At 32.8% G+C, this 19458-nt stretch carries 18 protein-coding genes and 3 pseudogenes; 13 read left to right on the top strand and 8 right to left on the bottom strand.

The annotated features are described in order from the left end of the window. Nucleotides 1–7: 7 nt before the first annotated feature. From walK to HMPREF3131_RS11635, 9 genes and pseudogenes are all read left to right on the top strand, one after another. Entirely contained in the window at nt 8–1834 is a 1827-nt protein-coding gene (gene walK / locus HMPREF3131_RS06535; RefSeq protein WP_002449341.1) for a cell wall metabolism sensor histidine kinase WalK, read from the top strand. Further along, nucleotides 1824–3155 carry a YycH family regulatory protein gene (locus tag HMPREF3131_RS06530; protein ID WP_049379433.1) on the top strand — a complete coding sequence of 444 codons (1332 nt, stop codon included), beginning with the start codon at nt 1824–1826 and terminating at the stop codon, nt 3153–3155. Before walK ends, HMPREF3131_RS06530 begins: the two co-directional genes overlap by 11 nt. Beyond that, nucleotides 3156–3947 (top strand): two-component system regulatory protein YycI, encoded by a 792-nt coding sequence (locus HMPREF3131_RS06525; protein ID WP_017175611.1) that lies wholly within the window; start codon nt 3156–3158, stop codon nt 3945–3947. It begins immediately after the preceding gene. 274 nt (nt 3948–4221) lie between these two features. Further along, the gene (locus HMPREF3131_RS06520; protein ID WP_029376799.1) at nt 4222–5004 is read left to right on the top strand and encodes an MBL fold metallo-hydrolase; all 783 of its coding nucleotides are present in this window, start codon (nt 4222–4224) and stop codon (nt 5002–5004) included. 420 nt (nt 5005–5424) lie between these two features. Further along, the gene (rlmH, locus tag HMPREF3131_RS06515; RefSeq protein ID WP_017175609.1) at nt 5425–5904 is read left to right on the top strand and encodes a 23S rRNA (pseudouridine(1915)-N(3))-methyltransferase RlmH; all 480 of its coding nucleotides are present in this window, start codon (nt 5425–5427) and stop codon (nt 5902–5904) included. A 104-nt stretch (nt 5905–6008) separates the two neighbouring features. Next, nucleotides 6009–6152 (top strand): hypothetical protein, encoded by a 144-nt coding sequence (locus tag HMPREF3131_RS06510; protein WP_017175355.1) that lies wholly within the window; start codon nt 6009–6011, stop codon nt 6150–6152. Continuing rightward, the gene (locus tag HMPREF3131_RS06505) at nt 6145–6384 is read left to right on the top strand and encodes a hypothetical protein (protein WP_049436162.1); all 240 of its coding nucleotides are present in this window, start codon (nt 6145–6147) and stop codon (nt 6382–6384) included. Before HMPREF3131_RS06510 ends, HMPREF3131_RS06505 begins: the two co-directional genes overlap by 8 nt. Next, nucleotides 6366–6789, top strand: a pseudogene (locus tag HMPREF3131_RS11640) (restriction endonuclease subunit S); the annotation flags it as partial. The gene HMPREF3131_RS06505 and the pseudogene HMPREF3131_RS11640, both read left to right, overlap by 19 nt. Before the next feature lie 145 nt (nt 6790–6934). Next, nucleotides 6935–7339 (top strand): restriction endonuclease subunit S, encoded by a 405-nt coding sequence (locus HMPREF3131_RS11635; RefSeq protein ID WP_037546737.1) that lies wholly within the window; start codon nt 6935–6937, stop codon nt 7337–7339. Between the two features lie 106 nt (nt 7340–7445). On the opposite strand, the gene HMPREF3131_RS06495 is transcribed toward HMPREF3131_RS11635, so the two are convergent. The 7 genes and pseudogenes from HMPREF3131_RS06495 to HMPREF3131_RS06465 form a co-directional block, all read right to left on the bottom strand. Then, the gene (locus HMPREF3131_RS06495; RefSeq protein ID WP_029376781.1) at nt 7446–7667 is read right to left on the bottom strand and encodes a hypothetical protein; all 222 of its coding nucleotides are present in this window, start codon (nt 7665–7667) and stop codon (nt 7446–7448) included. 14 nt (nt 7668–7681) lie between these two features. After that, nucleotides 7682–8185 (bottom strand): DUF1643 domain-containing protein, encoded by a 504-nt coding sequence (locus HMPREF3131_RS06490; protein ID WP_017175359.1) that lies wholly within the window; start codon nt 8183–8185, stop codon nt 7682–7684. Nucleotides 8186–8200: 15 nt separating this feature from the next. Further along, a complete protein-coding gene (locus tag HMPREF3131_RS06485) occupies nt 8201–8515 on the bottom strand; it encodes a DUF960 family protein (RefSeq protein ID WP_031864168.1) in 315 nt (104 codons plus the stop codon). Nucleotides 8516–8601: 86 nt separating this feature from the next. Further along, complete coding sequence (locus tag HMPREF3131_RS06480; protein WP_049436158.1) at nt 8602–8952, bottom strand: SAUGI family uracil-DNA glycosylase inhibitor; 351 nt, start codon at nt 8950–8952, stop codon at nt 8602–8604. Between the two features lie 502 nt (nt 8953–9454). Then, nucleotides 9455–11083: a cassette chromosome recombinase CcrB gene (ccrB, locus tag HMPREF3131_RS06475; RefSeq protein ID WP_017175146.1), complete on the bottom strand. Its 1629-nt coding sequence runs from the start codon at nt 11081–11083 to the stop codon at nt 9455–9457. Next, entirely contained in the window at nt 11080–12441 is a 1362-nt protein-coding gene (gene ccrA / locus HMPREF3131_RS06470; protein WP_002473153.1) for a cassette chromosome recombinase CcrA, read from the bottom strand. The genes ccrB and ccrA overlap by 4 nt, the downstream gene beginning before the upstream one ends. Nucleotides 12442–12627: 186 nt before the next feature. Then, a pseudogene (locus HMPREF3131_RS06465) lies at nt 12628–13257 on the bottom strand (hypothetical protein); the annotation flags it as partial. Between the two features lie 8 nt (nt 13258–13265). On the opposite strand from HMPREF3131_RS06465, the pseudogene HMPREF3131_RS06460 reads away from it, so the two are divergent. Further along, nucleotides 13266–13604 (top strand): annotated as a pseudogene (locus HMPREF3131_RS06460) (recombinase family protein); the annotation flags it as partial. Between the two features lie 111 nt (nt 13605–13715). Here HMPREF3131_RS06460 and HMPREF3131_RS06455 read toward each other — a convergent pair. Continuing rightward, nucleotides 13716–14075: a ZIP family metal transporter gene (locus HMPREF3131_RS06455; RefSeq protein ID WP_017175149.1), complete on the bottom strand. Its 360-nt coding sequence runs from the start codon at nt 14073–14075 to the stop codon at nt 13716–13718. A gap of 206 nt (nt 14076–14281) precedes the next feature. Here HMPREF3131_RS06455 and HMPREF3131_RS06450 point away from each other — a divergent pair, with 206 nt between their 5' ends. The 3 genes from HMPREF3131_RS06450 to HMPREF3131_RS06440 all read left to right on the top strand — a co-directional run bounded on the left by HMPREF3131_RS06450 (nt 14282) and on the right by HMPREF3131_RS06440 (nt 19453). Further along, nucleotides 14282–14608, top strand: coding sequence for an ArsR/SmtB family transcription factor (locus HMPREF3131_RS06450; RefSeq protein WP_000391495.1), 327 nt, complete (start codon nt 14282–14284; stop codon nt 14606–14608). Between the two features lie 329 nt (nt 14609–14937). Next, the gene (locus HMPREF3131_RS06445) at nt 14938–16863 is read left to right on the top strand and encodes a heavy metal translocating P-type ATPase (RefSeq protein WP_070436568.1); all 1926 of its coding nucleotides are present in this window, start codon (nt 14938–14940) and stop codon (nt 16861–16863) included. Nucleotides 16864–18547: 1684 nt separating this feature from the next. Next, on the top strand, nt 18548–19453 hold the full coding sequence (locus HMPREF3131_RS06440) for an FAD:protein FMN transferase (protein WP_049415116.1): 906 nt from the start codon (nt 18548–18550) through the stop codon (nt 19451–19453). Nucleotides 19454–19458 lie beyond the last annotated feature (5 nt).

Here is a 19458-nt window from a genome sequence, read left to right as displayed (position 1 = left end):
GCAAACGATGAAGTGGCTGAAACAACTCCAATCCCTTCACACAAAACTCGTTATTGTTTATGTCTTACTGATTATTATTGGAATGCAGATTATTGGTCTGTATTTCACTAATAGTTTAGAAAAAGAATTAACCAATAATTTCATGAAGAATATTAAACAATATGCGACACAACTCGAAGTCAATATTGAGCGTATTTATAAAGATAATCCTTCAAATGCACAAAAGGAAGTTCAATCGCTACTGAATGAATACGCTAACCGACAAGAGATTGAAGAAATCCGCTTTATTGATAAAGATCAAATTATAATGGCTACAGCGAAGTTATCATCACATAGCTTAATTAATCAAAAGGTGAATGATAATTCTGTTCAAAAAGCAATCTCTCTTGGCGAAGCAAATAGTCATAACGTCTTAAAAGACTATGGTAATGGTAAAGAACGGATTTGGATTTACAACTTACCAGTTAAGAATGGCAATGATGTGATCGGTAATATTTACATAGAGTCAAATATTAATGATGTATATAACCAGCTTAACAATATTAATCAAATCTTTATTATTGGTACGGCTATTTCTTTATTTATCACGGTCATACTCGGTTTCTTTATTGCGCGAACGATTACGCGACCGATTACAGATATGCGTAACCAAACAGTTGAAATGTCAAAAGGGAACTATACACAGCGTGTTAAGATTTATGGCAATGACGAAATTGGTGAACTTGCGCTTGCGTTTAATAATCTTTCTAAACGTGTACAAGAAGCCCAAGCGAATACAGAAAGTGAAAAACGTCGACTCGATTCTGTCATTACACATATGAGTGATGGTATCATTGCGACGGATCGACGTGGTCGTATTCGTATTGTGAATGATATGGCGATTAAAATGTTAGGTATGGCGAAAGAAGACCTCATTGGTTATTACATGCTAAATGTTTTAAAAATAGAAGGCGATTTTTCATTAGAAGAAATTCAAGAGAATAATGATAGTATCTTAATTGATATGAATGAAGAAGAAGGTATTATTGCACGTGTCAACTTTAGCACGATTGTACAAGATACGGGATTTGTTAATGGTTATATCGCCGTATTACACGATGTTACAGAGCAACAACAAGTAGAACGTGAACGTCGCGAATTCGTTGCCAATGTATCACACGAATTACGTACGCCACTAACCTCAATGAACAGTTATATTGAAGCACTTGAAGAAGGCGCTTGGAAAGATGAAAATCTTGCGCCATCGTTCCTTTCAGTCACACGTGAAGAAACGGTACGTATGATTCGACTGGTCAATGACTTACTTCAATTATCTAAAATGGATAATGAGACAGAACAAATTACAAAAGAAATTGTTGACTTTAATATGTTTATTAATAAAATTATTAATCGACATGAAATGGCAGCGAAAGATACAACGTTTGTACGTGAAATTCCAAATGAAACGATTTTCACAGAAATAGATCCAGATAAGATGACGCAAGTATTTGATAACGTCATTACGAATGCGATGAAATATTCTCGTGGAGATAAACGTGTCGAGTTCCACGTGAAACAAAATGCACTTTATAATCGAATGACCATTCGTATTAAAGATAATGGCATCGGTATTCCAATTAATAAAGTGGATAAAATCTTTGATCGCTTCTACCGCGTAGATAAAGCACGTACACGTAAAATGGGTGGTACGGGTCTTGGACTGGCCATTTCAAAAGAAATTGTCGAAGCACATAATGGTCGTATCTGGGCAAACAGTGTTGAAGGACAAGGCACATCGATATTTATTACACTTCCATGTGAAGTGATAGACGACGGTGATTGGGATGAACAGTAAGGAACATATTAAATCAGTTATCCTTTTTCTTTTAGTCATGATGAGTATTGTCCTTACGTATATGATATGGAACTTTACTCCAGATTTAAATAATTTAGACAGCGCGGATAGTAAAAAAAATAATACTAAAACCATTGGTAAACCTTTAGCTGCAAAGATGGACACAGTGATTTCACCTTATCAAGTTGTGTCAGTTAAAGGAGATAAAGTAAAAGGATTGACACCATCAAGATCTCAACTCGCTCAAGTTATTGATCCACTCAAAGATCATGAAGTGAGTAAAGTGGAATTAATGCAAAAAGGGTATAATTTGCAAACTCCGATATTAGACCATGATTTTGTCGTGTTGGATTTTACGTATGATATGCCACTAACAACCTATTTAGGTCAAGTACTTAATAACTCAGCTAAAATTCCTAAACATTTTAGCTTTAATCGAATTTTAATTGATAAAAATCCTAAGGGTGATTTAGAATTATATGCGCTGAGTAAACGTCATCAACAAGTCATGAAAGTGACGATAGACGCTAAGGCAACGCCATTTAATAAAACCATTCATCATTTAGAAAAAGATATGGAAACCTATTCGGAAGTGATTACGAATAAGACGACGATTGATAAATCAACGCATATTTTTGCGCCGAAACATCCAAAAGACCTACGCTCATATCGTATGGTATATGATACGATTTCAGTCGAAACGATGAACTCAATTTTATTTGATGATTCTGTCATTATTCGAAGCGGAAAAAGTGGTTCAACCACATATAATAATAATACCGGCGTCGCAAACTATAATGATGACAGTAAAAAGTACCATTATAAAAACTTATCTGAAGATGAATCAGGTTCGAAAGATATGGATACCTCCATTCCAAGTACATTCGAATATATTAATAATCATGGTGGTTTCTTTAACGATGATTTCCGTCTGTTCAATACGGATAATATGTCAGGAGAATTAACCTATCAATTATTCCTCAATGGACATCCTACATTTAATGATCAGCAGTTAAATGAAATTAACGTGACTTGGGGAGAAAAAGGAATTTATGACTATAAACGTGCTCTTCTACGTTCAAGCGTGCCTTTAGAAGGTGCAACGACATCATTAGATAGTTTGGAAACTGTGCGTGCGTCACTTGCGAACAATCATAATATTGATTTTGAAAAAATATCGAATATGATCGTTGGCTATAAAGAAGATGATCAGCCAGATAAAGATGACATCGAAGTACAACGTAATAGTGAATTTATTCCAACGTGGTATGTTGAGTATGATGGTGAATGGTATGTATATCAGGATGGGAGGCTTGAATAAATGAACTGGAAACTAACCAAAACATTGTTTATTTTCGTGTTTGTTCTAGTCAATATTTTTCTCATTCTGATTTATATTAATAAGGTGACTAAATCGCAAATTAATGAAACTGAAAGCGATAATGAAGTCAACTTCCAGCAAGAAGAGATTAAAGTATCGACAGATGTATTAAATAAAGATGTAAGTGGTACGAAGATGCAAATGATTACTGCTACTTCTAAAAACTTTAAATCATACGCTGAAAATAAATCTTCATTAGAAACAAGTGATTCTGGTTTCACAGTAAGTGGTGACGTAGATAATACTGTAAATGTAAGTGATCGTAATCTTAGTGATTTAAAAGATTACATTATCAATCATATTTATAATGGTAAGGTCTATCAACTTGGCGATATTAATTCAAATGCTGTTACCTATGAACAAACATATGATGGGTACCCATTGCTTAATAACAATAAAGCACGCCTTCGCTTTAATATAGACGATGGTAAAGCGACAATGTATAAACAAACATTAATGAGTAAAATTGAACCTGCAAAAGGTGACAATAATCCTAAGAAGCAAGTCATTACACCGCGTAAAGCAATTGAAAGCTTGTATTTCAATCGTTACTTAAAAGCTGGCGATGAAGTATTAGATGCAAGATTAGGATATTACTCAGTAGTAAGAGAAACCAACGTTCAATTACTACAAGCAAACTGGGAAATCAAAGTGAAACATAAAGGTAAAGAAGAAACGAAAAAATATTATGTTGAAGCCACTTCAGTCAATCCAAAAGTGATTGATAACTAAAAAGTGAATCATTTTAAATAGAGCAAAATGGCGGTCAAATTTGCCCGTTGTTTTGCTCTTACATATTTAATATAAACAGAGAATTGGAATTTTTAGTTACAGGTTGGTATAGTATACTATAAAAGTACTTTTAGAGCGGAAAGTTTCGAACAGAGATACAAGTTCGAAACTATATTTTTTTAGAAAAAAGAGTAAATATAAAATAATTAGACTGAAGGCACTCTAAATAATTAAAACTTAAGATAATGAGAAAGGATGAACCATCTTGATTCGAATGAGCGTATTAGCAAGCGGTAGTACAGGAAACGCGACTTATGTAGAAAGTGAGAAAGGCAGTCTTTTAGTAGATGTCGGTCTTACGGGTAAAAAGATGGAAGATTTATTTAGTCAGATTGATAGGGATATGAAGAATCTGAATGGCATCCTAGTGACACATGAACATAGCGACCATATTAAAGGACTTGGCGTCATTGCACGTCGATATGGTTTACCAGTGTATGCGAATGAAAAAACTTGGAAAGCGATTGAAAAAAAAGATGATAAAATTCCGATGGATCAAAAATTTATTTTCAATCCCTATGAAACAAAATCTATTGCAGGTTTTGATATAGAATCGTTTAATGTCTCTCATGATGCGATTGATCCACAATTTTACATTTTCCATAATAACTATAAGAAATTTACGATGATTACAGATACCGGCTATGTGTCAGACCGAATGAAAGGTATGATTCAAGGTAGTGACGCATTTATGTTTGAAAGTAATCATGATGTGGATATGTTACGCATGTGTCGTTATCCTTGGAAGACGAAACAGCGTATTTTAAGTGATATGGGACATGTGTCAAATGAAGATGCAGGACATGCGATGGCGGATGTGATTACAGGTAATACGAAACGTATCTATCTTTCACATTTATCTCGTGATAATAATATGAAAGATTTAGCACGAATGAGCGTCGGACAAGTATTAAATGAACATGATATCGATACTGAAAAAGAAGTATTGTTATGTGACACAGATAAAGCACAAGCGACACCGATTTACACGTTATAAAATTGAAAAGAAGTATGAAGCTTAATGAAAATCTTAAGGGAATATGAGGTTTTTATTAAGCTCTTTTTTTGGAAAAATTAAAGATATGATCTAACAATTTGGACTATACATGAATATTCATTAAAAAGTGGATAATTAAAGTGATTTACTTAGAATCTGTGAATAAATATAAAAGACGGTCGTGAAGTTATCCCCAAATCTGAAGAAAGTTATCCACTATTGTGAATAATACACACAGAAATACTCACATTATACACAGACTTATCCACAAAAGTGATGGATGAATGAGATTTTTTGTAGATAAATCTTGAATTTTCCACAGAATTTATATACATTACTGTTATAATTAGAGGGAATTCTGTTAACAAGTTGATAACTTGTGGATAAGTCGAATAACTATTATCAACATGGAGGACTATAATGAAGATTACTATTTTAGCTGTCGGAAAATTAAAAGAAAAGTACTGGAAACAAGCGATTGCTGAATATGAAAAAAGACTCGGGGCATACTCTAAAATTGAGATGATTGAAGTGCCGGATGAAAAAGCACCTGAAAATATGAGTGATAAAGAGATTGAACAAGTCAAAGAAAAAGAAGGACAACGATTATTAGCCAAAATTAAACCACAAGCCACCGTTATTACATTAGAAATACAAGGTAAAATGTTATCATCGGAAGGTTTAGCTAAAGAACTACAACAACGTATGACACAAGGACAAAGTGACTTCGTCTTCGTCATTGGGGGATCAAACGGACTCCATCAAGACGTCTTAAATCGCAGCAACTACGCACTCTCATTTAGCAAAATGACCTTCCCACACCAAATGATGCGCGTCGTCTTAATCGAACAAGTGTATCGAGCATTTAAAATTATGAGAGGCGAAGCATATCATAAATGATGCGGTTTTTATTAATTAGTTGCTTAAAAATGAAGTATGCAATATTAATTATTACTAAATTTTGATATATTTAAGGAAAGATTAAGTTTAGGGTGGATGAATGAATGGCTTATCAAAATGAATATGCATTAGAAAATGAGGTACTTCAACAACTTGAGAGTTTAGGGTATGAACGAGTAAATATATATAATGTGAGATCAGAAATCAATGACTATCTTAAAGAACTAGGAGTGTTGAAACATGACTGAACGAGCAAATACTCCCGAACTAAGATTTCCTGAATTTAATACTGATTGGACCACTAATCAAGCAAAAAATTTATTTACTAATGTTTCAGATAAAAAGCATGATGGTGATTTATTAGTTTTATCAGCCACTCAAGATAAAGGTATGGTGCCTAGACAAGACTTAGATTTAGAAATTAAGTATGATAAAAAAATCTATCAAATTATAAAAGAACATTGCCTAATGATTTTATAATCAGTTTACGTTCTTTTCAAGGCGGATTTGAATTAAATACGATTGAAGGAATAGTTAGTCCTGCATATACTGTCTTAAGAGGTGAAGAGGAACTAGCACAACCTAAATTTTTTAAACAATACTTTAAAAGTATTAGGTTTATAAAAAAACTAGATTCTATGATTTATGGTATTCGAGATGGTAAATCTATTAGTTATAAGGAGTTTTCAACTTTCTCTATTAATTATCCTTCAATATTAGAACAACAAAAAATAGGTGATTTCTTTAGCAAACTCGACCGTCAAATTGAGCTAGAAGAGAAGAAATTAGAATTGTTAGAGCAACAAAAGCGTGGGTATATGCAAAAGATATTCTCGCAAGATTTAAGATTTAAGGATGAAAATGGAAATGATTATCCTAAATGGGTAACTCAAAAAATTAAAGAATTAGGTAAGGTTTATACAGGTAATACGCCTAGTAAAAAACAAAGTGCATATTGGAATAGTAATAACTATATATGGGTTACACCTACTGATATAAATAATAAAAAAATGTAAAAAATAGTGAATACATGTTGAGCGATGAAGGATTTAAAAAAGCTAGACAATTACCTAAAAATACATTACTTATTACTTGTATAGCTAGTATTGGAAAGAATGCAATTTTGAGAGAAGAAGGATCATGTAATCAACAAATAAATGCACTAGTTCCTAATAATGATAAGAACGTAGACTTTTTATATTATGCTTTTGAAAAAGTGTCAAAATATATGAAACGTATTGCAGGGAAAACAGCAACTCAAATTGTAAATAAGTCTACATTTGAAAATATTAGTATCGAAGTACCAAATATTGAAGAACAATTAAAAATAGGAAGATTTTTGAATAGTTTTGATAAATTGATTGAAAAACAGGTTTCAAAGATTGAAATATTAAAACAACGTAAACAAGGACTTTTACAGAAAATGTTTGTGTAATTCTGATAAAAACCTATTATGTCAATTGAAATTAGCAAAAAAATAAGCATTAGAGCATCCCTCACTGCAAAGTGAAGGATGCTCTTATTTTATTAGAATATAGCTTTTATTTTGATAAATAATGGTTAATAATCATCTGTAAATCATTATTAAGTACCGTTGTGATACAATCATCGTTCATAAACTCTTCATAGATTTTATCAAGTATTTCCTCGTCATCGATGGCTGTGAAATGATGCACCAGACCTTTTACTATTGAAATGTAATTTTGTGATGCTAAACAACTAGCAACCGTTCGCCAGTCTGAGTATGTGGTTTCATGGTTCATAGATAATCCTTCTTTTATTTCAATGTCCATTTTTGACGTGCTTTAGGGTTAAGTGGATGCATAATTTCATTTGTGGCTGGATTAATGAGCTTTTTGACTTTCTTTTTATGAGGTTTTAACATTTCCATCACTTGTTCGACGCGGTCGATAACAACTGGCCGCTTCGCATAGGCACCATAGGCTAGAATGACTGTTTCGCTCTCACTAATTGCCTTCATCAAGTGAATATCAGTGTGCTCATCGTATGGATTTTTGATATGTTTGAGATTTTCTGGACTTTTAATATTAGAGAATAAATTTACAAGATATACAGCACCGTATCGTTCTGAATTCGCTAATTGATTGAGAATGAGAACCGTAGTAAGATCGAGTGATAATACACCATCTAAATGAGGATACATCGTTATCACTGTACATGCGGGCTTCTTTTCATCCCATGTTTTCTTGAGTAAGTAGCGATGTTGTTCATCATCGCTAAAAATCGCTTCTGTGTGTATCGTATTTTTAATTATATTCATATATCGTCACTTCCTTTAGTATTCTTCGGGTAAAAGCATCACATAATAAAAAGCGTCTACATCATCTTCACGAATGACGTAGACTTTCTTAGGTAATGCATTTTGATTTTTTACATAGTTTGTATAGTGATATTCCAATTTGTATGCGGGTTGTTCTTGTTCATGTGAGATTGAGAGTATATTATTATCTTCGTCTTGTAGTCTGAAAATGTGTAGGTAATCTGTATGAGGTTGATTATCTCTTTCTTTTACCATATTCCAAAGTAAGATTTGAAGGTCTAGAGATAGTTGTTCACTAATGCCTCTTGTGATGTATCGATTGATTTTCATGTTATTTTACCTCGTCTTGAATTTCTTTCATGATGATAATTGCTTGACTAATAATCGTAACAGATATTTGTGCAACTTTGATCCAATTATTCATGGTCTTTCCCTCCTTCTTTTAATAAATGACGTTCATCGATAATCGTATTTTTAGTATCTGTGAGGTACAGAAAGTCCATATCAAAATGATCCAGATAACCAATGCTGATGAGTTGGTTATTAGCATACATTAAAAATGGATAGATACTTAGCTCATGTAGCTCATCATTATAGTAGGTATAAGTTTCAAGTGTAAGATGCGCAAGTGGAGAATTATTAATAAAACGTTCTGGTAGAATATTTTCTGCTGCTTCTTCAAGTGCTTCACATTCCCATGTTTCGCTGTTAGATAGTTGGAATAGACGAGTTATATATTGTTTGAGTTCTTGAGTGGTTGTTTTCATATCATTGCCTCCTAGATAGTGTGATAGTGATGTAGTTGATATACATCATTGGGATAATATATATTTGATTTGCCATTTATTACGGATCCCGTTGACAATATGAGAAAATTCCATATAAAAACCCGCTACAAACGTTGGTGTAACAAGGAAATCCCGAAATCCCACTCATTTTGACGAACAATCAACTCATTATTTATAAGTATTGATGATATGTGTAGGTCTCTCTGCTTCCTTATATATATTATTTATTTATAAAAAATAACGGGATTTTGGGATTGTGCTTGCACAATCCTTCTGCTTCTTCGAATCTGCAAATCCCATTCCTTTCCCGGTAAAAAATCATTGTGGGATGTTCTTTAGCAATTTCAATATAAGCATCGTGTAGTTATGAAAAAAATTACGACAATGACTGTTTCATTAGATAAGTGTTATTGAAATTGATAAAGAGAATTCTAAAACTGGTTAGATAAAATAAGTGAAAGAATAACAGAATAGTCATTGTTTATTCAATAGTTATATATAATGTTTGGGACAAAAATAAAGACGAAGTGCTGAGGAGCACTTCGTCAAGTGGATGATTATCAAATAGTTGTTTGATAATCTCATTATTCAGTTTGAGTGTAACGTAAAATTGCTTCTTACAATGCTCATCTTTTCTTATGTCAATGCGATCGATGACTGTTAGATATAGTGATTTCAATTGAGATTTCTCTAATTTATCTATATCTTTGAATATTGTTTGTAGTATATTGGCAATCATATCAGCATCATAATGTGGAGCTTCCGCTTGTTTATCTCGTTCTAGTTGATGGATTTGATTATTTATTTGATTCAATTCATCTTGGTAGCCAAGTATTGTTGGTTTCAATACGCTATCTAAGTCAGGTGAGTCTTCGATTGTTTTCGTTAGTGTATGCATTTTGGCTTTGATTTCTTCACATTGTGACTGTTTATAAGCGATGTCATGATTCAAAGAGGATTTATCTATTTGGCTTTGTTCATTTACTTTTTCAACCAATTGTTTCAATACCTTTTTACTTTTAATAATTTCTAATATCTGGTCCATAACGTATTTTTCTAATACATCTGCTCTAACACTATTGGCTGAACAAACTTTAGAACCTTTGTTTCTAAAATTACTACATGAGTAATATCTGATTCTTTTCTTAGTGCCATCTTTTAATGTATTGGTTGTATTACTTGCCGCCATTGCTGCGCCACATTTTGGACATTTTACAATGCCAGTCAGTAAGTTTGTCCCTTTACCGTGAACTTGTGGTTTCTTACGACTTTCTTTGCGTTTAAACTGTACTTTATCCCATAAAGCTTTATCAATTATAGGCGCATGTTTACCATCTGCAATAATCGGTTCTTCATTGAGTCCTTTTCGTCTTTTATCGCTCCAGTGTCTATACTTCGCAAACTGTATCTTTCCAATGTAAAAGGGGTTTGAGATGATGTAAGTAATGGACGAAATACTAAACGGTTTACCTTTTTTAGTCACATAACCTTTATGATTCAATGCGTTCGCAATCTTACGATAACCATGACCTTTAGCGTATGACTCAAAAATATATTTAACAATATTCGCTTCATGTTGATTGATTATGAGCTCTTTTTTACTGTCAGGTACTTTATCGTAGCCTAGAGGCAAATTACCTTGATAATAACCTTCAATCGCTCGTTGTCTTTGGCCATTGTAGACATTCTCTACAATCGTATTTCTTTCAAATTCTGCGAAGCTGGCTAAAATTTGGAGCATCAATTTACCTGTTGAGCTGGCAATTTCTATTTTTTCAGTGAGACTAAAAAATTCGACATTAATCTTATACAATTCCTCGACAATATTTAACAAATCTGAGGTATTTCTCGCTAAACGATTGGTTTTGTAGACCATAATACAATCTAATTTACCTTCGTTGGCATCTTTTAACATACGCTGTAATTCTGGACGTTGCATTGTTTTACCCGATATACCTCGATCGGTATATTCATCAACGACTTCATAACCTTGAAATTGACAATACTCTGTAAGTTGATTTAATTGACCATGAATACTGTAACCATCCGTTTGCATTTCAGTTGATACACGTGCATATAATCCAATACGTTTCTTTTTGAGTTGTTTCATATTACTTCATTCCTTTCGGGAGTTATTAAATGTGATTGTTCAACGATATTGAGTGGACTATTTTTAAAGTAGATTCCTTGTAACTGTTTAGTTTGAGTTATTGTAATGTCATCAATCAAAGGTGCTATATCCTGTAAAGTTATTTTATTTTTTATGACATATTTTAATTTGTCATCGATTTGGTAGGTTGAATAAGTAGGATAATTCTCTTCACTTTTACAACTAGCAGATAAACGTTTGAACGTTTTTACATCAATACGATTTTGAGCTAGCTTTTCAATCAATTGTGCTTGTGTTAGATGGGTTTCTTTATGCTTCATTTGTTGCTGTTTTAGGACTTTGAGTATTGTGTCATTCAGTCGATTATGAAACGATTGTTCTTCAAAATACTTTTTACAAGTGTCGAGCACTTTACTTTCAAGTTCTAGTGCATTCATACCTTTAAATGGACACGTATGATAGGCTTCATTCATATTTCTAGGACAGACGTAGTAACGTAGAGAATGATTCGCTTTTTTAATCGTTAAGTTTGTTAATGTTGATTGACAGTACGGACATCTAATTAGTTTCTTTAATTTGTTTTCAGAAATGTGTTGTTTATGATGTTTATTCAAGCGACGTTGCTGTACTTCTTCAAATGTATCAACGTCGACAATAGATGGAACGATATCATTAAACGTGCCATACTTATTGATGACACGACCGCAATAGTTAGGGTTCAAGAGAATATTTCTAACTTGATAGGGTTTACGAGGAATAAGCTTAGGATTTTTATCTAAATGTTGGGAAATCTTTTTGTAGCCTAGACCTTGTAAGTACCAGCGATAGACAGTTTTGACTGTATACGCTTCTTCTTCATGTACAACAAAATGACTTTGTCTGTAACGATAGCCAAAAGGTGCATGAGTTGTGATTAGTTTACCTTGTTTGGCTTTTTCTCTTATTCCATTTCGTGTTTGTTCACTGATATTATTAGACTCCATTTCTGCTAGACTCATGAGTATGTTTAAGCGAAAGCAATCAAACTCTTTAGACAAATCAAAATATCCATCGTTCACACTGATGATTGTGACATGATTCTTTTTACAAATTTCAAAGAATTGTATAGCGTTTTTCAAATTACGATGGAGTCGATTCAGACGATAACAACATAATACTTTACATTTTCCAGATGTAATCATTTCTACCATTTTTTGATAGCCCGAACGTTTTGTATGTCGACCTGTTTTCTTATCATCATAAAATGTTACATTGGACCATCCATATTGCTTAGCAGTGTCTATAATGAGGGATTTCTGAGTGGCTAAGCTTTGTTGTTTGAGTGTACTTTGACGTACGTAAGCAACGGCTTCTTCCATGTTATACACCTCCATAGAGATAATATATGTTTATGAATGAATTAGAATGAAAGGTCCAACGTGTTAAAAGCACGTTGGACCGCAATGATTAATTATCGTTCTGTAACTCTTCAATAACTAAATCAGCTAGTAATTCAATCAATTCATCCATTTTATCTACTCCTGTACGATTGCATCTTTAAGTTATTAAAAATCAATTAAATCATCATTCTGTTTTTTCCATGATTCAAGCATCTTTTTGTTATCCAAGTTAATTTTAGCTTTAATAGGTTCAGCATCTTTAGTTAGACCAAAAATAGATGCATATTCTGAATCTAGTTTTAAATGGTAAAAGACAAGTGACTGTTTCTTACCATAGTCATCTTTAACTGTTCGTTTTGTCGTAATTCGATCACGGTCAGATTCAATAAAACCTTTATCTCTTAGTGCATTCACGACATTGTTGACATCCTGAAAGTGCTGTTCTTTCAGCATATCTTTAAATACAGTCGCAATGATTTTGACTTCGATATAATCATCTTTTAAGGCAATTAGTCCATAATTCTCAATCATATTCTTTAACGCTGTGTCATCAGAAAACTTACCACGATTTTGTGCTACAAATTGCGTAACGACTTCAATCGCTTTATCTGCCAGTGATCGTTCAGAGACTGTATGAGTATGATAATCAATAAAGTAATCTTTTATTTTAGTGATATCAATATCTGTAGATAAAACATGACTAAGAATCTTGGCCGAAGTAGTGATAGCCGCATAGCGCTCAAACATACGAATACCAGTATTATTTGTTTCATCCTTCAATTTATCTTTAAACCAATGATGTAATTCAAAAACGGATCAAAAAACAAAGGGCCCTAGAAACTAGGAGCACACTTACACAAGAACAATTGATAGATAAATTAGCTAAAGGAGCCATCGATGTAGAAACGTTCAGAAAACAATCTCAATCGTTACTTCAACAATCAAAACCAACACTATCAATAAATGAGCAACAAATTCAAAAGTCTTTTGAAAATGTAATTCAACAACACTTCACGTTAAGCATGTTATACCGATATATTGATGAAATTCATATTTCTAAAAACAAAAGCCTTGTGGGAATCTATTTCAAAAATGAACCGCTAAACATTGTAAACCAAGCTACGCAATCATCGATTGCTTAATTAATGAAAGGATGAAAAATATGAAAGAAATGAAAAGAAAATCTGTAGGATGTTATGTTAGAGTTTCAATAATTTCTCAAGACATTGATAAATTTAGTATTAATGGTCAAATTACACAAATAAAGGAATATTGCCAACAGGGAAATTATGAATTGCTATACTGATAATTAAAAGTACCCCCGATCGAACGAAAATATCTTTTTGATGACTATTAGTGATAATTGTAATTTTATCCATTAATAGATGAATGGATTGGAATAATACTAAGCCTATTGCTATTCCACCGAGTAAAATTACCCACCCGCCTAATTCAATACTTTCCGGAATCATTTCAAAAAATAATAAGCCAATTATAAGGCCTGCACATAATGAATAAATAAAGCCATGACCACTTTGAAAACCTTCCATTATCCAAGCGAGTCCACCGCCAACACCAATTACAAGTGCGGAAGCTAACGCCCGATCATCCATACTGCACTCATCCCACTATTCTTAAAAAGGCTTTGTTTATTTTACTCTAAAAAATCAAAACAAAATATATGAATTCATATTAAATATTATTTGATTTTTTATTCAGATGGTTATATCATATATATGAACATATATTAATATATGTAGATAAATAGTGATTATTATATATAAGGTTTTGAATTGAAACCTAAAGTGAGGGAAGGATAATGGAAGAAAAAAAGGAATTAGAGGAAGTAAATAATAAGGATTTAGATGATGAAACATTATTTGTCGTATCGCAAACATTTAAAGCGTTAGGTGATCCTACGAGAATCCGGATTCTCCATTTGCTCTTTTATAAGGAGTATTCGGTAAACGGTATTGCTGAAACGCTACATCTTAGACAATCAACAGTTTCCCATCAATTGCGGTTCTTGAAAAATTTACGGTTAGTAAAATTCCGAAGGGAAGGCACAACATTGTTTTATTCCCATGATGATGAACATACTATGAATATGCTAAAACAGGCGATCGATCACGCCTGTCATCACTAGTATTCCGTAAACCAGTAATGAGTGTTAATAATAATTCACGTCATTAATATTGTTATATGATCATATAACAATATTATAGGCATATGAAAAGGGGGTTTTGCAATGGATATGGAAAACAAAAAAACAGAATGGAAAGCGTTGTATGATATCTCGAAGGAAAGTGAGATGGGTGTAGCAGAGAGGGTTAGTGAATACGGTTGATAAATTCATAGGATGTATTATTGGATACAAAAAGTTTGGATGTGGTCAATTAACGTCCTGGTTTAGTAAAGCTTACTGCGAATATATTGGAACCCGATATATCATATTTATTTAGAAAGGTGATAGAAATGAAAAATATTCAAGAGCAACAAGCACACGAAAGTCATAGCCACGATCATAGTCATGATCATGATCACGGAAAAATGCCAATTATTTCATATTTTATTGGCTTAGTGTTGGCTATAATTGGGCTTTTTTTAAGTGATGCAAATTTATTAATACAAAACATCTTATTTTCAATTGCCACAATCACAGCCGGCTACCATGTAATTATTCTCGAAGGAATTGGAGAGACAGTTGAAAATACTAAATTAAAGGGAAAATTCACTCCTAATTCTCATATTCTAATGGGATTAGCTGCAATCGGGGCTTCTCTGATAGGGAGTTTTTGGGAAGGAACCCTTTTGATACTTATTTTTTCCGGCGCTCATTTTCTTGAAGATTACGCTGAAGGAAGAAGTAAAAGAGAAATTACTAAGCTACTCGAAATGAACCCAACGACAGCTAAATTAATCCTACCTGATGGAAACACAAAAATTGTTGATGTCAGTGAATTAAAAGTTGGAGATCAACTCCAAGTGCTGAACGGTGATCAAGTTCCAATTGATGGGATTATTTTATCCGGTACTACCTCAATTGATGAATCTTCTATTAATGGAGAAAGTATACCGAAAGAGAAATCTAAGGGTGACGAAGTTTTTGGAAGTACGATTAATGGAACAGGTACTTTTACTATGGAAGTCACTAAGGAAAACAAGGATACTGTATTCTCTAAAATTTTACAATTAGTTAGTCAAAACCAAGATAATCAAACAAAAGCTGCCAGTATCATTCAAAAATTCGAGCCTAAATATGTTAATATAGTTTTAATCGCAATACCATTAGTAATGTTACTTGCTCCTTTTCTATTTGATTGGACATGGTCGCAAAGTGTTTACAGGGGATTAGTGATTTTAGTCGCAGCTTCACCGTGTGCTTTGGCAGCAGCTACTGTATCTGTAACATTGTCTACAACATCTAACCTAGCTAAAAAAGGCGTGCTTTCAAAAGGAAGTACTTACCTATCACAATTAGCGGATATAGATGCAATTGCCTTCGATAAAACAGGAACCCTTACGAACGGAGAACCTAAAGTAACAAATTACTATTTCACTCATTCTGTGAACGAAGAAAATATTATTGATATTATAGTCGCCCTTGAAAAGGAATCCAATCACCCACTCGCTAATGCTATTTTAGAAAAATTTGAAGTTAAAAATAAAATAGACATCGAAGTTACTAATCAAATTGGAAAAGGTCTGACAGGAGATTATAATGGAAAAAATTATCGTATTGGTAAGCCTACTTCTTTTGAAAGTGCTTCTGAAGAGTATACCCAGTTCAATCATGATTGGGCATCAGAAGGAAAGACGGTTGTATACGTAGCAGAAAATGAAGAAGTTATTGGGATTATAGCTCTAATGGATATTCCGAATGAGCATGCTAAAGAAACAATTAATTACTTTAAGAAACTTGGTATCCACACGACTTTAATTACTGGTGATTCGGAAATGACGGGAAAAGCTGTAGGCGAACAATTGGGAATAGACGAAGTTATCGCTAATGTAATGCCTGAAGATAAATCCAGAATTATAGAAGAACAAAAAGAAAAATTTGGAGTTACTGCCATGGTTGGAGATGGTGTGAACGATGCACCGGCCCTTGTTAATGCTGATGTTGGTATAGCTATGGGGGACGGTACTGATGTGGCAGTAGAAGTATCTGATTTGGTTTTAATGCAGAACAATTTATCTAAATTAGTACAGTCTCATAAAATTTCCTCAAATATGGGTCGTGTTATTAGGCAAAATATTATTTTTTCAATGGCAGTTGTTGCCTTTTTAGTTGTCGTTAGTTTGTTAGGATTAACTGATATTACAATCAGTGTAATTGTTCATGAAGGAAGTACTTTAGTTGTTATACTAAATGGACTTCGATTATTAAGATCTAAATAATGAACGAATCGATTGACATGAATGAACTTTGAAGTGTGGATTCTACAATGTTCCCATAACATTGGACACTAAAAAACAGAGCAATCTAATAAAGATGTTATGAGTAAAAACAATGCCTTGCATACCGTTTTTATCATACGGGCGGTCAAATAAGCAATTAAAGAGCATGGGAAGCATAAAATCATAAACAGTGACTTAAGGCAGCCAGTTTACATTCAAAAGTTAAATTGACTGTATTAAAAGTTTCGAAACGATTAATATCCGTATGGGGGCAAGCGTCGAGCCAAAGATAATGCCAGGACAGAGCGTCTTTTTCCGTTCTTTTAAGTGGGAAAGGTTTTACCTTCTCTATGCCAAGACAGTCCCAGAGCTAAAAGAGCCAGTTGCTCTTTTTGGGCGTTTGTGAACGGTAATCGCAGGAAGGGGATTTTCCCAACCGCACCTGGTTTTCCATCACAATAAAGTTGGCGGCATTTGTTCTGATATTCTTGGGAATACTTACACTATGAATGGCCGTATTAAGTGATACAGGAGCTGCTATTATTGTAATACTGAATGCTCTCCGCCTTTTGAGGGTAAAAGAATAAAAGTAAGGATAACTAGGTAAAGCTGTTCAATCAAAAATTGAACAGCTTATTTTTCATCAAAATCAAAAACGTTTATTATAATACCTACACTTGTTCTGTTAAACGTACCGATTTTTTAACCTTATTGTATCAGTAATATCTTGAAACGAAGTAAGCGACTAAAATTTCTCTTTTATCATACTTTTATAAAAATACACTTTTAAGAACGGTTTGAAAATTTTTGAAATAGATCAAAATAATCTTCTGGTTAAAAAACCTGTAGATATGATTTCTCTCTTAAATTTTTGTTTGATTAGATTAGATCCTAATAAGACGCATTCAATATGTCTACACGTGAATTTAGTCTTTGAAAATGTAAGGACCATTATTATTATAAAAACCCCAGTATAAAACGATACGCAGAAGCATATCATAAATAAAACTAAAAAATAGATTATGGAAAATATATCTTTGGAGAGTGTCGAATGAAAGACATAGAAGTAGAAAAAAGCCTATAAGATGATGAAAGAACAGGATAAAATAAATTTTGGTAGATATCATAAGACACTATTACATATACATACTCCAGGATCATATGATTTCAAATTATATGATGAATGGAATAAACAATATTTCTATCTATTAGCGAAGATGAAATAATTAGAATTGCTAAAAAAGAAAGTATTCTTTACAGTGAGTATTCTAATATAAATGATTTAAAGGAATTAGATATTTTTAAGAACTATAAGAATCTAAAGGAAATGCTTTCTTATTTTATTTTGATATACAGCATATATACTAATGGAATATCAATAGTTGTTGTTACAGATCATAATACTGTGTGAAGAGTGGAATAAAGAATTCTGTACGGCTTCTGTTCTACTCTTTTTTATTAAAAATATATAATAAAGAATTTTTTAAAATAGTAAAATTTATACTTTGATTAACTTTTGACATAATTATGAACATCTAAATAAGTAAAAATCAAATATTTGAAATTGTGTTAATATGAATGTAGAAACTAAAGTAATAATTTCATTTAAAATAACTTTTAAATTTTATATACATATTAGCGTTGTGATACACGTATAGAGGAGGAATCAAAAGTGGAAACGCTAATGATTAAAGCAATGGGGACGGTGATACGTTTATCGATTGAACATCAACATTCGAGCACATTACTTCAAGAAGCTGAATTAAAAATCCATGATTGGGAATCTCAATTTAGTGCTAATGATCCAAAATCAGATTTGATGAATGTGAATCAACATGCAGGTATCGCACCAGTCAAGGTTAATCCTGAGATGTTTAACATGATACGTTATGGTTATGAAACTACACTATCTTCTAATTTTAAGATGAACATATTGATAGGGCCATTAGTTAAATTATGGAAAATTGGTTTCAAAGATGCATTGAAACCTAAAGAAGAGGATATACAACGTGCTTTAATGTGTATGAATCCTGAAAATCTTGTTCTAAATTCAAAGACACATGAAGTATTTCTTACACAACCAGGAATGGAGATTGATTTAGGAGCCATTATAAAAGGCTATTTTGCTGATCAATTACAGCAATACTTTTTATCTCATGGTGTAGCTTCTGCCATTATCGATTTAGGTGGTAATGTTTTAACAATTGGTAGACAACCGGAAACTCTAGAAAAATGGCATATAGGTATACGCAATCCTTTTTATAAAGACGCATTATCACTCGTTACATTAAATGTAGAGCATCAATCAGTTGTTACTTCCGGCATCTATGAACGCTATTTCATACAAGAACATCAATTATTTCATCATATTTTGGATTCCAATACAGGGTATCCTGTAGATAATGATATCGCTAGCGTGACAATCATATCTGATCATGGGATTGATGGCGAGGTGTGGAGTACAATTTGTAGTTTTGGTCAATCACAACAAAATATTGAATTATTAAACCTCATAGATGGTGTTGAAGGCATCATTGTGACAAGAGATGGAAACGTTTTAATGACTTCAAAAATGCAGAGGTATTTATAAAATTT

This window comes from Staphylococcus sp. HMSC14C01, from assembly GCF_001808085.1.
GTDB classification, from domain to species: Bacteria; Bacillota; Bacilli; order Staphylococcales; family Staphylococcaceae; genus Staphylococcus; species Staphylococcus hominis.
This window is presented reverse-complemented; position numbering and strand designations above follow the sequence as displayed.

Excerpts from the sequence above, each read along its gene's own strand:
- walK (WP_002449341.1), top strand. The coding sequence starts at position 8 with ATGAAGTGGCTGAAACAACTCCAATCCCTTCACACAAAACTCGTTATT.
- HMPREF3131_RS06530 (WP_049379433.1), top strand. The coding sequence starts at position 1,824 with ATGAACAGTAAGGAACATATTAAATCAGTTATCCTTTTTCTTTTAGTC.
- HMPREF3131_RS06525 (WP_017175611.1), top strand. The coding sequence starts at position 3,156 with ATGAACTGGAAACTAACCAAAACATTGTTTATTTTCGTGTTTGTTCTA.
- HMPREF3131_RS06520 (WP_029376799.1), top strand. The coding sequence starts at position 4,222 with ATGAGCGTATTAGCAAGCGGTAGTACAGGAAACGCGACTTATGTAGAA.
- rlmH (WP_017175609.1), top strand. The coding sequence starts at position 5,425 with ATGAAGATTACTATTTTAGCTGTCGGAAAATTAAAAGAAAAGTACTGG.
- HMPREF3131_RS06510 (WP_017175355.1), top strand. The coding sequence starts at position 6,009 with ATGGCTTATCAAAATGAATATGCATTAGAAAATGAGGTACTTCAACAA.
- HMPREF3131_RS06505 (WP_049436162.1), top strand. The coding sequence starts at position 6,145 with ATGACTGAACGAGCAAATACTCCCGAACTAAGATTTCCTGAATTTAAT.
- HMPREF3131_RS11635 (WP_037546737.1), top strand. The coding sequence starts at position 6,935 with ATGTTGAGCGATGAAGGATTTAAAAAAGCTAGACAATTACCTAAAAAT.
- HMPREF3131_RS06495 (WP_029376781.1), bottom strand. The coding sequence starts at position 7,667 with ATGAACCATGAAACCACATACTCAGACTGGCGAACGGTTGCTAGTTGT.
- HMPREF3131_RS06490 (WP_017175359.1), bottom strand. The coding sequence starts at position 8,185 with ATGAATATAATTAAAAATACGATACACACAGAAGCGATTTTTAGCGAT.
- HMPREF3131_RS06485 (WP_031864168.1), bottom strand. The coding sequence starts at position 8,515 with ATGAAAATCAATCGATACATCACAAGAGGCATTAGTGAACAACTATCT.
- HMPREF3131_RS06480 (WP_049436158.1), bottom strand. The coding sequence starts at position 8,952 with ATGAAAACAACCACTCAAGAACTCAAACAATATATAACTCGTCTATTC.
- ccrB (WP_017175146.1), bottom strand. The coding sequence starts at position 11,083 with ATGAAACAACTCAAAAAGAAACGTATTGGATTATATGCACGTGTATCA.
- ccrA (WP_002473153.1), bottom strand. The coding sequence starts at position 12,441 with ATGGAAGAAGCCGTTGCTTACGTACGTCAAAGTACACTCAAACAACAA.
- HMPREF3131_RS06455 (WP_017175149.1), bottom strand. The coding sequence starts at position 14,075 with ATGGATGATCGGGCGTTAGCTTCCGCACTTGTAATTGGTGTTGGCGGT.
- HMPREF3131_RS06450 (WP_000391495.1), top strand. The coding sequence starts at position 14,282 with ATGGAAGAAAAAAAGGAATTAGAGGAAGTAAATAATAAGGATTTAGAT.
- HMPREF3131_RS06445 (WP_070436568.1), top strand. The coding sequence starts at position 14,938 with ATGAAAAATATTCAAGAGCAACAAGCACACGAAAGTCATAGCCACGAT.
- HMPREF3131_RS06440 (WP_049415116.1), top strand. The coding sequence starts at position 18,548 with ATGATTAAAGCAATGGGGACGGTGATACGTTTATCGATTGAACATCAA.